Source organism: Brevundimonas sp. (assembly GCF_044239655.1).
GTDB lineage: Bacteria > Pseudomonadota > Alphaproteobacteria > Caulobacterales > Caulobacteraceae > Brevundimonas.
In genome coordinates this window covers 19,362-36,020 of the sequence record NZ_JBIIAY010000002.1, presented here as the reverse complement: position 1 = coordinate 36,020, position 16,659 = coordinate 19,362, and the positions used below count along the sequence as shown (strand labels likewise).

Genomic DNA, 16,659 nt, shown 5'->3' with positions numbered 1-16,659 from the left:
TCGATACCATGTCCGGTGTGACATCCGGATCAGCCCCCGCCAATCCGTCGCGTCCGTCTTGTGGATAACCCATTTGCATCGACGTATCAACGATCTGTTAGCCATGTCCGCTTTTCCCCTGACGCGTGTGTCAAGTCGGGACGGTTCAGATCGCGACGTTCAATTTCCGCGCCAGGCTTTCGATCTCGTTGCGGATCGAACCCGCCGATGAGCCCAGCAGACTGGTCATGCCGCGCCGGGCGGCGCCGACGTCGGCCGACAGGATCATCCGCTTGACCGGCCCCACCCCGCCGGCCGGCGCCGACAGACGGGTGAAGCCCAGGGTGATCAGGGCAAAGGCCTCCAGCGGCCGACCCGCCAGCTCGCCACAGACGGACACCGGCGTGCCGGTCTCGGCGCAGGCCTTCTGGATCGACTGAAGGGCGCGCAGGGCCGGGGGCGACAGGGGGTCGTAGCGGTCGGAGACCAGAGGGTTGGTCCGGTCGGCGGCGTACATGTACTGGAACAGGTCGTTGGTCCCGACCGAGACGAAGTCGGTCAGGGGCAACAGGGCGTCGAGGTGCCACAGCAGGCTCGGGCATTCGATCATGGCCCCGACCCGCAACAGCGCCGGCAGGGGGCGGCCGCGACGCCGGGCCCACTGGCATTCGATGTCCATCAGCTCCCGCGCCGCGCGGAACTCCTCGACCGTGGCGATCATGGGGAACATGACGCGCAGCTCGCGCCCGGCCCCGGCGGCCAGAAGGGCGCGCAACTGGAGCCGCAGCAGGGCGGGACGGTCGAGGCCCAGGCGGATGGCGCGGCGGCCCAGGGCCGGGTTCTCCTCCCGCTCGGTGGTCTCCATATAGGGCAGGACCTTGTCCCCCCCGATGTCGAGGGTGCGGAAGGTGACAGGCCGGTCCCCCGCTGCGTCGAGCACCAGCTTGTACAGCGCCGTCTGGGTGTCGAGCCGGGGCAGCTCCTCGGACACCATGAACTGGAACTCGGTGCGGAACAGGCCGATGCCCTCGGCACCGACGAGGTCGAGGTTGTCGAGGTCCACGGCCAGACCGGCATTGGTCAGCAGGGTGATCCGCTGTCCGTCGACGGTGACGGCGGGGACGTCCTTCAGCTTGGCGAACTCGGCCTGGCGCTCGCTGCGCACGGCCATGCGCGACTGGACCGATTCCAGCATATCCGGGCGGGGCCGCAGGTGGGCCTCACCCGTTTCGCCATCCACGATGACGAGGTCGCCCTCGCTCAGTCGGTCGCGCAGGCCCGGCAGGCGCCCGACACAGGGGATGCCCAGGGCCCGGGCCACGATGGCGGCGTGGCTGGCGGCCGACCCCTCCTCGATCAGCAGGCCCTTCAGGGTCTCGCGCGGGTATTCCAGCAGGTCGGCGGGGCCGAGGTTCCTGGCCACCAGGATGGCGTCGTCGGGCAGGATGCGACCGCCCGGACTGTCGCCCGCCAGAACCCGCAGCAGCCGGTTGGCCAGGTCCTCGAAGTCGTGCAGCCGCTCCTTGATATAGGGGTCGCGGGCCTTGGCGAAGCGGGCGCGGTGTTCGTTCCTGACCCGGTCCACGGCGGCCTCGGCCGTCAGGCCCGATCGCACCGCCTCAAGCAACGACCGGTTCCAGCCCCGGTCGTCGGCGAACATCCGGTAGGTTTCCAGCACCTCGAACGACTGGCCCGCCAGCTTGCCCTGGCCGCCCTCCAGCAGGGCGTCGATGCCCGCCTTGAGGTCGGCCAGACCCAGGTTCAGCTTCATCTCCTCCAGCACGGGGTCGGCGGAGAGAAGCTTTTCGGGCGCGAGCGGGGCCTCGTGCAGGATGACGTGGCCGAAGGCCAGGCCGTCGGCGAACTTCTGGCCCTTGAGCCGTTCGGGGCGGTGCGGCGCGACCTCGACGTCGCGCAGCTCCTCCTGGGCCATCAGCTCGCCACTGGCCACCGTCTCGGCCAGGACCATGGCGATGGTCTGGATGTCCTCGACCTCGTCGGGGTCGTAACGCCGCTCGGCCCGGTTCTGGACGACCAGCACCCCGATCGCCCGCCCGCCGCGCAGCAGGGGCGCGCCGAGGAAGGCATGATACGGGTCTTCGCCCGTCTCCGGCCGATACGAGAACGAGGGATGGGACGGCGCGTCGGACAGACTGATCGGCTCGGCCGTTCGGGCCACCTCGCCGACCAGGCCCTCGCCCGGCCGCATCCGGGTCTCGTGGACGGCCTCGGCCTTCAGGCCGTGGGTGGCGAACAGCTCAAGCTCGCCCGAGCCGCGCCGCAGATAGATCGAACAGACCTCGGCCACCATCGACTGGGCGATGGTGCGCACGACGCGGTCCAGCCGTTCCTGGGCCGGAGCCGCCCCGGCCATGGCCTCGCGGATCTGGCGCAGGAGGTTGCGCGGCCCCCTCGTCGTCAATCCGCCGCCTACCGGCATCCCGCCTCCCGTGGTGAGCGACCAAGATAGGCCGCAGGTGTGACGCTCGCTATAGCCGATCCGGGCCCCGGGACCGAATGAAGGGCGGTTACGGGCGGGCTGACGGTCGAAGCCGGGACAAAAACAGGGTCCGAAAGGTCCGAATGGTCTGAAATCCTCGAGGCGGGGAGCCGGCGAGGAGACCGTGATGTCAAAGACCGGGCAGGAAATCGCAGTCTACCACGCGCCGGACGGGCACCAGGGCGAAAGGTCGAAGATCGTTGCGATCCCTTGTTCTGCAAGGGATTGGGCGTGCGAAGTTGGATAGGTGGAGGGCCGGAAAACCCCTTTCGGCGTTCTGACCGGGATCGGAGAGGTTCCTCACAACGTTCACAACGAAAGGGCACGACGAATACGACGGAAGCGACGCTGTGTCGAGCATCGCGACCCATCGGTGAGGGTGATGTCTGATCAAGGGATGGCGGCAAAGCCGCAGTCCTTCGCGCATCCGGATCGCTGTTTGATCCCCACACGCGGTCCCGTTGTGCCCTTTGTGCCTTTCGTTGTGCCCGTTGTGATGAAACCGTTCCGGTCAGCGGCACAGCCGCCGTACCGACCCTCAGCCGTCGAGACAGCCGACGGCGGCGAGCAGGACGCTGAACATGCCGTAGAAATAGATCTGGTAGCCTTCCGCGAAGGCGGGGGTCAGGATCAGCTGTTCGGATCGCGGTCCTTCGGCGATCAGACCCGCGTCCCGCAGCGTCGCCAGCACGCGCCGCACATGGGTACGCGACACGCCCAGCCGCCGGGCGAGGGCCGAGGTGTTGATCGCCACCACGCCCTCAGGCGACGTTCGCCCGTCCCTGAACGCCGTCTCGGCCAGGGCATAGGCGCACATCAGCCCCATGGATCGCCGCCCGACCCCGCCCAGGGGATCGATCAACTCCTGATCCAGGGCGGGCGCGGCCAGATGGCGGCTGGCGAGGAAGGCGACGATGCGGTCGAACACGTCGGAACGGTCAAAGCCCTCGACCATCGGTGCGACGCGCGGGTCGATCAGGGCCAGGCTTTCCAGCTCGATCCGGTAACAGGCGCGGAACGCCTGAACCATGGCGGGGGCGGGGACATACCGCCTCTGTCGCCCGCGCTGAAACGGGTCGGCGGGCACGATCAGCCCCGCCCTCTGCATCCGGGCCAGGATGGCGCTGGCCCGGCCGGCGCTGAACAGATCGCGCGCCGCCTCCTGCAGACCCCGGTGATACAGCCGGTCGGTCGAATGCAGATACAGGGCCAGCACCCCCAGGGCATAGGTCGGGATGTCGCCGATGCAGCGATAGAAGCCCGGATCGCGATCCAGCAGGGCCAGGGGCGCATGGGTCGAGTGACGCACGGCGGCGTCGAAACCGGGCCTCAGATGAACCGGTGCCGTCGGGGGTGTCATCGCTGTCTCGGTCGCCGCGCTCATGTGCCGCCCCTCATCGACAACCGTCCCAAATGTGTCCAGTGGCGGGCCGAAAATCTTTGTTCTATCGCCGACGACAGGGCGCTCCCTGGCGCCCGGCCGGACGGTTTCGTGGATCGTCTCTCACGCGGCGCTGGAATGCGTCCGACAGGGCTTTTGGGGTGTCGGGGGACCGCCTTGAAGCCCTGGAGAGACCCACACGCCGCGCGCTGCCCCACGGCGCGCGGTGATGACCGTCCGGCGTGGGGTGGGGGCGACCGCCGACCCCAGGGGGCGCGCTATCGATCCGTCGTCGCCCGGGCAAGAAGTTGCCCGTCGCCGTAGTCACCCTCCAGCCGTCCCGTCCGCGCCCAGTCCAGCACGGCCTGGAAATAGCCGGGGGCATAGCCGAGCGACGTACGGCGGCCGTCGGGACCGGTCTCGAACCGGACGATGCCGTGATCGGTGTCGGGATATTCCAGCAGGGTGATCGGGCGTCCCTGAGCCGACAGGGCGATCAGTCGGCGGCGCGTGGCGTCCGGCGGCGCGCCGGTGTCCTTTTCGGCCTGGATCCACAGCATCGGGGCGTTCAGGCCGCCGAGCACGGGCAGGGGATCATAGTCCCACGATGTCCCGACATCCAGTTGCGGGGCCATGGCGACGATCTGTTCATTGGGGGTGTTCAGCAGCATGCCGGTGAACTCGCCCTTGATGTCGGCGAACCAGGGCTCGGCACGGTATCGGGCGCGTACCGCCTCCAGACCGTCGAAGCCGACCGCGCCGCGTGAGGCGACGAACGCGCCGGTGACCTCGGTGATCTCGCGGGCCCTGGCCAGGACATCGGGGCCCCATCCCTTGGCCTCGAGGGTCTGGATCACCTCGTCGCTGTCTTCCGAAAGGACGCCGTAGGCCAGGCCGAAGCCGACGATGACGAAATCGACGGGCGTCAGGCTGGCGGCGAGCGGCGCGACCCATCCACCCTGGCTCCCGCCATGCAGGCCGACACGGCCCGCGCGGGCCCCGGCCATCCGGCGGGCCTCGATCACGGCCGCAGCGGCGTCTTCGGCGAGGACGTGGAAGTCCTGAGTGTAGGTGCCCTCCGATCCGCCGGAGCCCCGTTTGGCATAGACGAAGACGCCGACGCCCGACGCGGGCGCGAACCTCTGGAAGGCGTTGAAATCCAGCGCATTGGAGCCTTCCGAACCGTGGACCTCGACCATGATGGGGACAGGATCGTCGCCGGGCGGCAGGATCAATCGCCCCTTCAGACGGGTCCCTCCCTGGCCGACGAAGGTCGTGTCCTGCGTATCGAGTGCCACGCGGTGGCCCGGTCGGCCGTCGAACGCGATCCGGTCATCGGCACAGGTCCCGAGCTGCGGCTGCGGGCCCTCGACACGGTTGGTCCAGCCCAGGGTGCTGACCCAGTAACCGTCGGCGTTCCGGATCATCCGGCTGGTGGACCCGTCCAGCCTGCGCCACCGCAGGCCCGTATTGACGTTGGGCGCCAGATCCACCCAGCTGCCGTCGTCCAGACGATAGACGCCGACGTGGCAGACCGCAGCGGGGTCCGGGCGTGCTCCGACATCGGCACCGGGGAGTTGGGCCATCGCGGGAAGGGCGACGAGGGATACGGCGGCGGCGAGAGCCGCAGCCAGGGTTCTGGTGAGACGGGAGGGCGACACGGGCAGTTCCGATCAAGAGGGTGAGGCAGGTTCGCCGATCGCCATTGCCGGTCGGACGGCGGCTCGCTAGGCCTCGCTTCGCGAACGGCGCCGTGGGTGCGCGAACGGGACGGCATGGACGGCAAGGCGAAGAAGCCAGGATCTGCGATGGCGCGGCGGTGGGTTATCGACCTCGGGATGCTGCTCGCCATGGGGGTGCTTCTGGGGTTTCTCGGCCCCTTCGACAGCGACAGTGCGCCCGCCGTGCAGCGCTACGTCTACTGGACGATCTGCCTGGTCGGTTGCGGGCTGATCGGGGTCGCGGCGGACGATCTGCTGAGCCGGGTCGTGAGCGTGACATGGCGGCGGGTGGCGCTGGTCTCGCTGCTGATCACGCCGCCCGGCACCCTGCTGGTGCTGGCGACGCAGAACCTGCTGATGGGGCAGCCGTTCGGCTGGGCGGTGTTTCTGAACCTGCTCTGGCAGGTTTGGCCGATCGTGCTGGCGGTCATGGCGGTGAGGGCGCTGGTCTGGCGGCGGCGGCCGACGCGGATCGAGACGCGAACCATCATCGCCCCGCCCCTGCCCGAGGCCGAGGCGGTGTTCAGACGACGCCTGTCCGCCAGACGGCGCAGCGCCCGTCTGATCGCGATCGAGGCTCACGACCATTACCTGAAGGTCCATACCGACGCCGGCGAGGAGCTGATCACCCTGCGGTTCGCTGACGCGCTGGAAGACCTGGCCCAGGCTCACGGATGGCGGGTCCACCGGTCATGGTGGGTCGCCGCCGAGGCGGTGGAAGCCGTGCGATGGCGACGCGGCGCGGGAGAGGCGCATCTCGCCGGGGGACTGAAGGTGCCGGTCAGTCGAAGCTATAGCGCGGTACTGAAACAGGCCGGCTGGTTCTAGCGGTCGCGGATGTCGAACCCTCGACGTCGTCCTAGAGCGCGTCCAGCCCATAGGCCGCGTGCAGCGCGCGTACGGCCAGTTCGGCATAGGCGTCCTCGATCAGGACGCTGATCTTGATCTCGGAGGTCGAGATGGCCTGGAATTTGACGCCCTTGTCGGCCAGGGCCTTGAACATGGTCTGGGCGACGCCGGCGTGGCTGCGCATGCCCACGCCGATGACCGAGACCTTGGCCACGTCTGCGTCGACGCGGATTTCCTCGAACTGGATGTCGGCCTGGGCCGCCTTCATCAGGTCCGACGCGCGCACGGCGTCACGCCTGCCCGTCGTGAAGGTCAGGTTGACCGCGCCCTCGGTGCGGGCCTGGGACTGGACGATCATGTCGACGTTGACGTTGGCCTCGGCCAGGCGGGTGAAGACGTCGGCCGGGGCGTCGGTGCGGTCCGACAGGCCCAGCAGGGTGATCCGGGCCTCGTCGCGGCTGACGGTCACGCCCGATACGATGCGCTTTTCCACGATGTCTTCCTCGTCACAGATCAATGTACCGGCGCCGACCGGCAAGTTTCCATCCTCGTCGGGTTCGACGAAGCTCGACAGCACGCGCACGGGCACGCGCTTGGCCATGGCCAGTTCGACCGACCGGGTTTGCAGCACCTTGGCGCCCAGGGAGGCCATTTCCAGCATCTCTTCGTAGGAGACGCGGTTCAGCTTGGTGGCCTTCTTCTCGATGCGCGGGTCGGTCGTATAGACACCGTCCACATCGGTATAGATGTCGCACGGACACTCCAGCGCGGCGGCGACCGCGACCGCTGATGTGTCCGAGCCGCCCCGGCCCAGGGTGGTGATCCGGCCGCCGGGGGTCACGCCCTGGAAGCCCGGGATGACGGCGATCTGGCCCGCGTCCATGGCGGCACCCAGCACCTCGCCCGGCACGTCCTCGATGCGGGCGCGGCCGTGGGCGTCGTCGGTGATGATCGGGATCTGCCAGCCCATCCAGCTGCGTGCGTTCAGGCCCATGTTGCGCAGGGTCAGGGACAGCAGACCCGCCGTGACCTGTTCGCCCGAGGCGACGACCACGTCGTATTCGTCGTCCGACAGCGGCAGGCCGGGCGCGGCGGGGCCTGCCCCGTCGGTCCAGGCGACCAGTTCGTTGGTCTTGCCCGCCATGGCCGAGACGACCACGGCGACCTGTTTGCCCGACCTGACCTCGGCCGCGACGATACGGGCAGCGCGGCGAATACGCTCGAGGTCGCCCATCGAGGTGCCGCCGAACTTCATCACCAGTCGTGTGGTCGCAGGCGTGGTCATGGAAAGGCGGCCGCTCCGGGCGTCAGGGGGACAAGGCGTGCGGCCTTCTAGCGGCGGGCGGTGCGGTTCACAACGCAGCTTTGCTGGAAGGGCCGATCAGATCGGGTGACGGCGATGCGACGCCGCGCCGCTTGACCAGCGCGCGGATCGGCGCGAGGCGTCGCAGATGAGCGAAGCACAGACCCTCGATGCCGCTGCCGGCCCCTCGATCGATCCGGCCGATGTGGCGCGGTTCTCGGCGCAGGCGGCCGAATGGTGGGACGAGCGGGGGCCGTTCGCGCCGCTGCACCGGTTCAATCCGGCCCGGCTGGCCTTCGTGCGCGACCGGGTGGGCGAACATTTCGGGCGCAATACGCGGGGCCGGGCGCCGTTCGAGGGGCTGAGCCTGATCGATGTCGGATGCGGCGGCGGGCTGCTGGCCGAGCCGATGGCGCGGATGGGGTTCGCCGTCACCGCCATCGACGCCTCACCTGAGAACATCGGCACGGCACGGGCCCATGCGGAGCCGCAGGGGCTGGACATCGCCTATCGGTCCGCGACCGTCGAGCAGATGGAAGCCGAAGCGGCAGGACCGTTCGACGTGGTCCTGACCATGGAGGTGGTCGAGCATGTGGCCGATCCGGAAGCGTTTCTGAGGTGCTGTTCGCGGCTGGTGAAACCCGGCGGGATGCTGATCGTGGCGACCCTGAACCGGACGCTGAAGTCGCTGGCCCTGGGCAAGATCGCGGCGGAATATGTGCTGGGCTGGGTGCCGCCGGGGACGCATGACTGGCGACAGTTCCTCAAGCCCGAGGAGATCCGGCTAATGCTGTCAGAGGAACCGGTGGCGGTGTCCGGGCCGTTCGGCCTGTCGCTCGATCCCTTGACGGGGCGGTGGAGCGAAGGCGACGATGCGGCCATCAACTACATGATGATCGCGACACGGGACGCCCCGGCCTGAAGCCCAGGCTTACGGCGAATTCATCCAGGTTGCGGTCTTGTAACGGGACAGGTGGCGGCGGGCGGTGAGAGACAGAAGGGATCGCTCTCTCCTGACCGGACCACCGCTATGAAACGCCTTCTGATCCTTTCCGCCGTCGCGGCCGCCGCCTTGGCGACCTCGGCCTGCATCACGGTGATCGACGCCGATCACGATGACATGGCCTGGCACGGCGAGAACGCCCAGCCTTTCGACGCCGCCCGCAGCGAATGCCGCGCCGCGCCGCGCTATCAGGGCCAGGGGTCCGACGCCTTCCGCGACTGCATGGCCGCCAAGGGCTGGACCCGCTCGTAGGACGCCTACAGCGGCCGGATCATATAGCGGGCGTCAGACCCGTATCCGGCCAGCTTGTCCGTGATCGCCGCACTCTCGCGCACCGCAAAGCCGTGCCGGGCCCAGAAGCCGGTCGCGTCATTGACGGCGACCAGGGCCAGGGCGGGCCAGCCCTGCGCCCGCGCCTGATCGGCCAGTCGCTCGATGATTTCGCCCGTCGCGCCCTGCCCCCGCGCGTCCGGATGCAGGCAGAGGTCGTGCAGATACATCACCGCCGCATCGTCGGGGATGGCGGCGATCAGGGTATTCAGCGCCGGGGCCTGGTCCTCTCGCCACGGATAGGCGACCAGATAGCCGAGCGGCTTGTCCCCGGCGTCAGCCAGGACGAAACAACCCTCGGGCCAGAGGGTCAGACGGTTCTCGAAACAGTCCCGCCCCTCGAAATGGTCGGGAAAGCCGATCAGGGCGATGGCCGCGACCGCGTCGAGATCGCCTTCGGCCATGGCCCTCCAGATCAGCGTGGGCAGCGGGTGTTCAGGGGTTTCGCCTCGAAGGTCCATGCCATGCTCCGCGCCTCGCCGCCGATCGTGCCCTCGATCCGGGCGTTCAGGACGTCGCCGGACCGCTCATAGAGGATCCGGGTCGGGAAGTCGTTGGCGGCGTTCTCGAACACCGCCCGGTTCGCGCCGCTGTCGATCAGCACGAAGGGGGTCGGCGGCGCGCCGTTCGGCTGGGCCACATAGGCGAGACCCTCGGGCGTCGGGCGGATGTGCGACGCCTCGAACGAGGGACGTCCGCGGGCCGAGATGGTGACCGCATGGCCGACCATCAGTCCGGCGCGCAGATCGCTCCAGGTTTCCGACACCTCACCGCCGCCGGAGCAGTCCAGCCAGTAGCCCGCCATCCACGACAGGTCCGGCGCCGGTGCCGGTACCGGTGTCGGTGTGGCGGTCTGGATCAGGGCGGCGGTCAGCAGGGCGGTCAGCATGGCGATCTCCAACGGTGCAGGCCGACCCTAGAGCGGAGAGTGGGGCGAGGGCTTGTAGGATTGCGACGCCAGGCGGCGGGCCAGCTCGACCTGATCGCGCGCCCAGTCGGTGGCGGTGCAGCCCAGATAGCGCCGGAAGTCGCGCGCCATCTGGGGCTGGTCGAAATAGCTGGCCTCCAGACCCGCCTCCAGCCAGGGCATGGGGTCCGATGACGGATCGGCGGTGTGGTCGAACACCCGTCGGAAGCGCAGGATCGACCGCAGCTCGCGGGGCGAGATGCCGACACGGTCGCGGAAGCGGCGCTGGAGCGCGCGCTGTTCGGCGGGAGCGCGGGCCGGGATCGCCGCCTCGGCCTGGGCCCCGTCGACCTCGGCCCGGACGAGGGGGTCGATCGACCAGCCCTGGGTGCGGCGGTGATCCTCCAACAAGGCGACCATGACGGCGACCTGGCCTGACGGATCACCGGCCGGCACCGAGAGGCCCCCCAGTCGCCCGGTCATGTCGAGGCGGCGATCCACGGCCAGATGCGCCGAATGTCCCAGCCAGTCGCGGGCACCGTCGGGCTCGAACCGGACGGCGACCAGTTCGACGGGTCCGACCGGCCGCAGGGCGAGGGGCCGGGTCATCTGGCCCGCAAACAGAGCCCGGGGCTGAAGGCGGAAGACGCCGTCCTCACCCGCCTCCTCGTACGGCGACCCGATGTCGAGGATCAGTTCGGGACAGCCGTCCGGCGCGATCCGCTGCACGGCCCCCGACGGGTTCGGCGAGGCATAGGTCCAGATCGTGCGCACGAAGGGTCGCAGCGAGGCCGGTGGATCGTGCTCGGCGTAATGATCCTCGCCTGCGCTCACGTCAGTTGATCTTGGCCGGATCGGGCGGGGCGGCGGGGAGCGGGGCGCAGGGCACGCCGTCGGCCTTCAGCGCCTTGACCTCGGCGGGGGTGGCCTCGCCATAGATCTCGCGCTTTTCGGACGCGCCCTCGTGGATGGCGCGGGCCTCGCGGGCGAAGGTGTCGCCGACGTAGTCGAAATTCTGCTCGACGTGGGCGCGGACCTCGCGGGCGGCGTCCATCATCATGGTCTGGAGTCTGGCGGCCATCTCGGGCGAGGCGTCGGACCGTTTCGTGCCCGCGACGGCCGGGGCCATGATCTGTTTCGACACGGCGTGCGAGCCGCAAAACGGGCATTCGACCAGACCGCGCGCCGCCTGGTCGTCATAGTCAGAGGACGAGCCGAACCAGGCCTCGAACGGGTGGTCGTGATCGCAGTGCAGGGCGTAGCGAATCATGGGGCCGGTCTACACGGGCGAAGGTTAAAGAGGTGGCGCGAAATCGCGGTCGTGGCGCAGGGCGGGCACCGAGGCGCGGGCCTGTTCCACCTTGGCGAAATCCAGCGTGGCGTGAAGCACGGCCGGTTCGTCATGGTCAAGGTGGGCGACGATCTCGCCCCAGGGCGCGATGACGATCGAATGGCCAAAGGTGGCGCGGCCGTCCTCATGCACCCCCCCTTGCGCCGGGGCCAGGACATAGGCACCGGTCTCGATGGCGCGGGCGCGCAACAGGATCTCCCAGTGGGCGCGGCCGGTCGGCACGGTGAAGGCGGCCGGGACCGCTATCATCATGGCCCCGGCCTTGGCCAGCTGTCGATACAGGTGGGGGAAGCGCATGTCGTAGCAGACGCTGAGCCCCAGGCGGCCCCAGGGGGTATCGGCGACACAGGCCCCGTCTCCGGGGCGGATGCCCGCGCTCTCGCGGTACCGCTCGCCATTGGCAAGATCGACGTCGAAGACGTGCAGCTTGTCATAGCGGGCGACGATGACGCCGTGGGCGTCGATCAGCAGCGACCGGTTGGCGGCGCGGGCGTCCCCGACATGGCCCGAGTTGACGATGGCCGAGCCGATCAGCAGCCAGACGCCAAGCTCGGCCGCCAGATGGCGCAGGCCGATGACGGCGACGTCCTGATCCTCGTCCACGATGCCGACACGGCGAGTCTCGGGACGCTGGTCCAGCCGGTTGCAGGCCTCGGGCGTCAGGATGAATTTGGCCCCCCCGGCCGCCGCCTGACGGATCAGGGGCTCGACATGGGCCAGGGCCGCCTCCGCCGTCGCCGGGGTGCGGGTCTGGATCAGGGCGATGTCGAGCCCGTGAGACACGGCGATCAGGCCGCCAGAAGCGGATCGAGGCCGCCGCGCCGTTCCAGCGCCTGGATGTCGTCGCAGCCGCCGATGTGTTTTCCGTCGATGAAGATCTGGGGGAAGGTGGCGCGGCCGCCCGACTTCTGGATCATCTCCTGCTTCTTTTCCGGATCGCTGGAGGCGACGATCTCGGTATAGGCGGCCCCCTTCTTGTTCAGCAGGGCCAGGGCCGAGGCGCAGTAGGGGCAACCGGGTTTGGTGTAGACGACGATCTCGGCCAAGGCATGGACTCCACAAGGGTTTGGGTGTGGCGTTCCGGTCGGACGCCTTCTGACGATTACATAGGCAGTTCCCGCGCGGTTCGCACCCTCGCGATCACGGCCAGGTCCACGGCGCGGGCTCCGGCGTCGATCAGAACCCGGGCGCAGGCCTCGCCCGTCGCCCCGGTGGTCAGGACGTCATCGATCAAAAGGATTCGGCGGCCCTTGATGCGACGGCGGCCGGCGTCGGTTACCGTGAAAGCCTTGGCGACGTTCAGACGGCGCCCGCGCATCGACTTGCCGCCTTGCGTCGTCGTGGGCCGTTCCCGCGTCAAGGCGTCGGGCAGATAGTCGAGGCCGGCATGGCGGGCCAGGGGACGGGCGATCTCAGCCGCCTGGTTGAAGCGCCGCGACAGCAGCCTCATCGGGTGCAGGGGCACGGGAACGACCGCGTCGGCCTCGGCGATCAGGTCGGACGCGGCGCGGCCCAGCCAGCGGGCGAAGAGGCCGGCAAACTGCTGCTGGTCGGCGTGCTTGTATTTCAGGATCAGGCCGCGCGAGGCCTCATCATAGACGCAGGCGGCCCGGGCGCGCTGAAAGGCATAGGGGCTGGCCAGACAGGCGGCGCAGCGGTCGGCGGCGAAGGCCCCGCCGTCGAACTCGAACGCCGCGCCACAGCCGTCGCAGACGGGGGCCTCCAGAAACTGGACCCGGCTCCAGGCGTCGGCGGACAGGCCCGCGGCAGCGGTGGCCTCGCGGCTGTCATGGGCGACGGGCGGCAGGATCAGGTCGGCCAGGCCACGCCCCATCTCGGTCAGTGATGGAAGGCGAGGCAGTCGAAACGCGGCGCGGCCCGCTTGGCTTTGCGGCGTCGAACCCCCATCCTGAACCTCCATGAGCACCCCCTCCGGCCCTCCGGTCATCTTCGACAGCCGCCGCCGCGCCGCCCGGCTGGCCCGGTCCGCCGCCCGGTTCGGATCGGCCGACTTCCTGCACGCGCGCGCCGCCGATGACGCGGTGAACAGCCTGGAAGCCACCCTGCGTGATTTTCCGGTCGCGGTCGACCTGTCGGCGCATCCCGGGCCGTTCCGGGAGCGGTTGAGGGACAGCATCGCCGCTGCGCGGGTCGGGGAGCCGCGCTGGACGGGCGCGCAGGCCGCGGTGCCGGGCGCGCAGGATCTGGGGCTCACTGACGGTTCGACGGATCTGATCGTGTCCCTGATGACCCTGCACTGGGCCAACGACCTGCCCGGTGCCCTGACGCAGATCCGCCGGGCGCTGAGGCCGGACGGACTGTTTCTGGGCACACTGCTGGGGGCCGGGACGTTGAAGGAACTGCGCGCGGTCCTGACCGAGGCGGAGCTCGCCGAGCGCGGCGGCACCCAGGCGCGGGTCTCGCCCTTCGCCGACGGCTATGACGGCGCGGCATTGTTGCAGCGGGCCGGGTTCGCCCTGCCGGTGTCGGACGTGGACCGGGTGACCGTACGCTATCCCGACCTGTTCGCCCTGATCCGCGACCTGAGGGCCATGGGCGAGACCAACCAGCTGGCGGGGACGATCCGGCCCCTGACCCGTTCGATCATCGGCCGCGCGGCCGTCCTCTATGCCGAACGCCATGGCGAGGCCGACGGCAAGATCCCGGCCACCTTCGAGATCGTCCATCTGGCCGGCTGGGCCCCGCACGAAAGCCAGCAGAAGCCGCTGAAGCGGGGGTCCGCGACGACGCGTCTGGCGGATGCGTTGAAGGTGAGCGAGCGGCGGAACTAGCCGGCCGAAAGTCAGATTTCAGGACTTTTTATCCGCCTTTTTCACTTTCTTGTAGGCGGCCTGGACGTCGATCGGCAGGAATTTAATAGCGCCCTTGGTCTCTCCCCAGCTCCAAGGAACCTTGAAGCATTGCCCGGGCTTCGATGTGTTAAGGACTTCCTCAATTTCCGGCCACCAGAATGCGAGGAACGCGATCTGCAGATGGATTTTTGCGTTGACCCATTGCGATGGCAAGACAATCAATCGAAGCCCACTTTCGACAATGGCGATTAACTCGTGGGGTCGGGTCAACATCCTAGCGTCGGACCCGATGATAGCCTCGCCGCCAGCCTCGCCAAATTTGCGAACCCATATGTCATCGCCCACGCCTCTGGCTTGGTGGTCGTCCACCGTATCGAGCGTGTTCGTCCGGCTAAGCAGCATCTCGCGGATGAGCTTCGATAGCTTGGGAGCTACGTTCTCATCTGCGCAAATTCTCAATGCAAGGTTCGCATTTCAAAGAGAACGGCTTGGCGTACGTCTTCTGTAGTGACCGAGTGCCACTCGGCTACCGCTTCCGTCGCTCCATCCTCGGCCTTCCAAGTGCGGAACAAGGTAGCGGTAGGGATATGGCGGTCCGAAATAACAGGCTGTCCAAAGGCGAAAGCAGGACTGACGAGGACGTTTGGTGAGGTATTGGGTGTCGGGTGCCAAACGCGGGCCATACCGGAGACATCGAATTCTAGGTCGCGAGCCAAGGCTTGTTCCATAAATTCATAGATCTCGATCTGATTGGTCATCAGATTCAACAAAAAGGTGTCGCCGGTTTCTTTGGCGCTCTCCAAAAATATCTGTCTCTTGTCGGTCTGGAATTTTACGTTTGACGTAGCGAAAGGGTGAGAGACACCCAACTCGTGGCGTGCATTTTTGGCAGCAACGCGAAGAGCTTGGAGACTGACGTGTTTTCGAAAATGCTCGACGAAACGAACCTCTAGAAGGTCGAGGAAGCTAAGCTCATGCTCCCTGCCTAGCTTCTGATATTCACGAAGGATGATCGGCTCGTTTCCCGACGGAGTTGGCTGGAACCATCGAACCACACGCTGGGCATCTGTTCCGATAAGACGCACGGCCTCGGAAACGGTATAGAAGCCGCCATTTAGATCGATTTTTTCGCTGACCGTGCGTTTGCTCATAGCGTCCTCGATTTCAGGGCTACAGTCTGCTGGCCCGACACGTCAATATCGGTGGCAGGCGCTAGCGGCATATCCGCTCCAGCTTGACCCTCGATATTTCGGTCCTGTGTCCAGCTTGAGTCCGGGCCTATGTAACGAGCCCCGTGTAAAGCCCTACATCGCGTCCCGCACCGCATACATGGCGGTGTTGAAGATGGCGCTGGCCTGGTTGCCGAAGGCGGTGACGGCCGAGACGATGACCAGGAAGATCAGGGAGATGATCAGGCCGTACTCGATGGCGGTGGCCCCGGACTCGTCGGTCAGGAAGCGGTCGAGCAAGTTGCGCATCGGTCGTCCTTTCCGGGTCTGTGCGCTGTCCTGGCGCAACCGTTGATCTAGAGCAGGTCGCGCAGCCAGGCGACCAGGGGGGCGTCGGCCGGCGGCATGGGATAGTCCGAAAGCGTGTTCGGCTTCACCCAGGCGAGGGCGGCGTGTTCGTGGGCCACGACCACGCCGGACCAGCGTCGGCACAGATACAGTGGCATCAGAAGGTGAAAGCTTTCGTAAGCGTGGCTGGCAAAAACGAAGGGGGCCAGGCAGGATTCCGTGACCTCGATGCCCAGTTCCTCGCGCAGTTCGCGGATCAGGGCGGCCTCGGGCCGTTCGCCGGCCTCGACCTTGCCGCCCGGAAACTCCCACAGGCCGGCGAGCGACTTGCCCTCGGGCCGTTTGGCGATCAGCACCCGGCCGTCCACGTCGATCAGGGCGACGGCGACGACGAGGACGGTGGGCAGGGTGTCGGACATGGGCCGCCTGTAGCGCACCGGCGGCGGTGCGGAAATCTTTCGTCACAGAGTGTGGCGTCGGCGCGCTTGCGGATTGGGGCGGGATTCGGGCAAGGACGATCGACCGGCCGCATGGCCTAACCGCTTGAGTTCACGGACCGTCGTCCTTGCCCGACATCCTCGCCAGCCCCGAAATCCAGGCCTTCGCCAGCGGGTTCCCGGTGATGATCGGCCATGTGCTGCTGACCTTCGCCCTGCTGGGCCTCGGCGCGACCCTCTATGCCTGGCTGACGCCGTGGAAGGAGATCGCCCTGATCCGCGAGGGCAATGCGGCGGCCTCGGTGGCCTTCGGCGGAGTGCTGATCGGCCTGGCCATTCCGCTGGCGGTGTCGCTGTCGGTGTCGACGTCGCTGAGGGACATCGGGGTCTGGGGGATTGCGACCCTGGTGCTGCAGCTGTTCGCCTTCCGGGTCGTGGACCTGATCCTGACCGGCCTGCCGCAGCGGATTCAGGAGGGCGAGATTTCGGCCGCCGTGCTGCTGGTCTCGGCCAAGCTGGCCACCGCCCTGGTGCTGGCGGCCGCCCTGGCGGGATGAGCGGGTGAGAA

General features: G+C 68.0%; 20 protein-coding genes. 5 read left to right on the top strand and 15 right to left on the bottom strand.

Annotation, left to right across the window (positions count from 1 at the left end):
• Positions 1-145: 145 nt before the first annotated feature.
• The 3 genes from ptsP to ACILQR_RS00630 all read right to left on the bottom strand — a co-directional run bounded on the left by ptsP (position 146) and on the right by ACILQR_RS00630 (position 5,521).
• A complete protein-coding gene (ptsP, locus tag ACILQR_RS00640; protein WP_395649592.1) occupies positions 146-2,419 on the bottom strand; it encodes a phosphoenolpyruvate--protein phosphotransferase in 2,274 nt (757 codons plus the stop codon).
• Positions 2,420-3,017: 598 nt separating this feature from the next.
• The gene (locus ACILQR_RS00635) at positions 3,018-3,863 is read right to left on the bottom strand and encodes a helix-turn-helix domain-containing protein (protein ID WP_395649591.1); all 846 of its coding nucleotides are present in this window, start codon (positions 3,861-3,863) and stop codon (positions 3,018-3,020) included.
• Between the two features lie 275 nt (positions 3,864-4,138).
• Entirely contained in the window at positions 4,139-5,521 is a 1,383-nt protein-coding gene (locus ACILQR_RS00630) for an alpha/beta hydrolase family protein (protein ID WP_395649590.1), read from the bottom strand.
• A gap of 96 nt (positions 5,522-5,617) precedes the next feature.
• Between ACILQR_RS00630 and ACILQR_RS00625 the strand changes: the two genes are divergently transcribed.
• Complete coding sequence (locus ACILQR_RS00625; RefSeq protein ID WP_395649589.1) at positions 5,618-6,409, top strand: LytTR family DNA-binding domain-containing protein; 792 nt, start codon at positions 5,618-5,620, stop codon at positions 6,407-6,409.
• Between the two features lie 31 nt (positions 6,410-6,440).
• Here ACILQR_RS00625 and ACILQR_RS00620 read toward each other — a convergent pair whose 3' ends face one another.
• Positions 6,441-7,715: an aspartate kinase gene (locus tag ACILQR_RS00620; protein WP_395649588.1), complete on the bottom strand. Its 1,275-nt coding sequence runs from the start codon at positions 7,713-7,715 to the stop codon at positions 6,441-6,443.
• 166 nt (positions 7,716-7,881) lie between these two features.
• Here ACILQR_RS00620 and ubiG point away from each other — a divergent pair, with 166 nt between their 5' ends.
• A complete protein-coding gene (gene ubiG / locus ACILQR_RS00615; protein WP_395649587.1) occupies positions 7,882-8,655 on the top strand; it encodes a bifunctional 2-polyprenyl-6-hydroxyphenol methylase/3-demethylubiquinol 3-O-methyltransferase UbiG in 774 nt (257 codons plus the stop codon).
• 108 nt (positions 8,656-8,763) lie between these two features.
• Positions 8,764-8,988 carry a hypothetical protein gene (locus ACILQR_RS00610; RefSeq protein ID WP_395649586.1) on the top strand — a complete coding sequence of 75 codons (225 nt, stop codon included), beginning with the start codon at positions 8,764-8,766 and terminating at the stop codon, positions 8,986-8,988.
• 5 nt (positions 8,989-8,993) lie between these two features.
• Here ACILQR_RS00610 and ACILQR_RS00605 read toward each other — a convergent pair whose 3' ends face one another.
• The 7 genes from ACILQR_RS00605 to ACILQR_RS00575 are packed head-to-tail and all read right to left on the bottom strand — an operon-like array spanning position 8,994 to position 13,245.
• Complete coding sequence (locus tag ACILQR_RS00605; RefSeq protein WP_395649585.1) at positions 8,994-9,527, bottom strand: GNAT family N-acetyltransferase; 534 nt, start codon at positions 9,525-9,527, stop codon at positions 8,994-8,996.
• On the bottom strand, positions 9,482-9,955 hold the full coding sequence (locus ACILQR_RS00600) for a DUF6265 family protein (protein ID WP_395649584.1): 474 nt from the start codon (positions 9,953-9,955) through the stop codon (positions 9,482-9,484). The genes ACILQR_RS00605 and ACILQR_RS00600 overlap by 46 nt, the downstream gene beginning before the upstream one ends.
• Positions 9,956-9,982: 27 nt before the next feature.
• The gene (locus ACILQR_RS00595; protein ID WP_395649583.1) at positions 9,983-10,807 is read right to left on the bottom strand and encodes a DUF6597 domain-containing transcriptional factor; all 825 of its coding nucleotides are present in this window, start codon (positions 10,805-10,807) and stop codon (positions 9,983-9,985) included.
• A gap of 1 nt (position 10,808) precedes the next feature.
• On the bottom strand, positions 10,809-11,243 hold the full coding sequence (locus ACILQR_RS00590; protein WP_395649582.1) for a DUF1178 family protein: 435 nt from the start codon (positions 11,241-11,243) through the stop codon (positions 10,809-10,811).
• Positions 11,244-11,267: 24 nt separating this feature from the next.
• Positions 11,268-12,107, bottom strand: a complete 840-nt coding sequence (locus ACILQR_RS00585) for a carbon-nitrogen hydrolase family protein (RefSeq protein WP_395649581.1) — start codon at positions 12,105-12,107, stop codon at positions 11,268-11,270.
• 5 nt (positions 12,108-12,112) lie between these two features.
• On the bottom strand, positions 12,113-12,370 hold the full coding sequence (gene grxC / locus ACILQR_RS00580) for a glutaredoxin 3 (RefSeq protein WP_395649580.1): 258 nt from the start codon (positions 12,368-12,370) through the stop codon (positions 12,113-12,115).
• Positions 12,371-12,426: 56 nt separating this feature from the next.
• Entirely contained in the window at positions 12,427-13,245 is an 819-nt protein-coding gene (locus tag ACILQR_RS00575) for a ComF family protein (RefSeq protein ID WP_395649579.1), read from the bottom strand.
• On the opposite strand from ACILQR_RS00575, the gene ACILQR_RS00570 reads away from it, so the two are divergent.
• A complete protein-coding gene (locus ACILQR_RS00570; protein ID WP_395649578.1) occupies positions 13,244-14,116 on the top strand; it encodes a methyltransferase domain-containing protein in 873 nt (290 codons plus the stop codon). The genes ACILQR_RS00575 and ACILQR_RS00570 overlap by 2 nt on opposite strands.
• Before the next feature lie 18 nt (positions 14,117-14,134).
• Here ACILQR_RS00570 and ACILQR_RS00565 read toward each other — a convergent pair whose 3' ends face one another.
• From ACILQR_RS00565 to ACILQR_RS00550, 4 genes are all read right to left on the bottom strand, one after another.
• On the bottom strand, positions 14,135-14,596 hold the full coding sequence (locus ACILQR_RS00565; RefSeq protein WP_395649577.1) for a hypothetical protein: 462 nt from the start codon (positions 14,594-14,596) through the stop codon (positions 14,135-14,137).
• Entirely contained in the window at positions 14,593-15,288 is a 696-nt protein-coding gene (locus tag ACILQR_RS00560) for a DUF433 domain-containing protein (RefSeq protein ID WP_395649576.1), read from the bottom strand. The genes ACILQR_RS00565 and ACILQR_RS00560 overlap by 4 nt, the downstream gene beginning before the upstream one ends.
• Before the next feature lie 153 nt (positions 15,289-15,441).
• Positions 15,442-15,615 carry a Flp family type IVb pilin gene (locus tag ACILQR_RS00555; RefSeq protein WP_395649575.1) on the bottom strand — a complete coding sequence of 58 codons (174 nt, stop codon included), beginning with the start codon at positions 15,613-15,615 and terminating at the stop codon, positions 15,442-15,444.
• Between the two features lie 47 nt (positions 15,616-15,662).
• Positions 15,663-16,073, bottom strand: coding sequence for a (deoxy)nucleoside triphosphate pyrophosphohydrolase (locus tag ACILQR_RS00550; protein WP_395649574.1), 411 nt, complete (start codon positions 16,071-16,073; stop codon positions 15,663-15,665).
• A gap of 146 nt (positions 16,074-16,219) precedes the next feature.
• On the opposite strand from ACILQR_RS00550, the gene ACILQR_RS00545 reads away from it, so the two are divergent.
• A complete protein-coding gene (locus ACILQR_RS00545; RefSeq protein ID WP_292152363.1) occupies positions 16,220-16,648 on the top strand; it encodes a DUF350 domain-containing protein in 429 nt (142 codons plus the stop codon).
• Positions 16,649-16,659 lie beyond the last annotated feature (11 nt).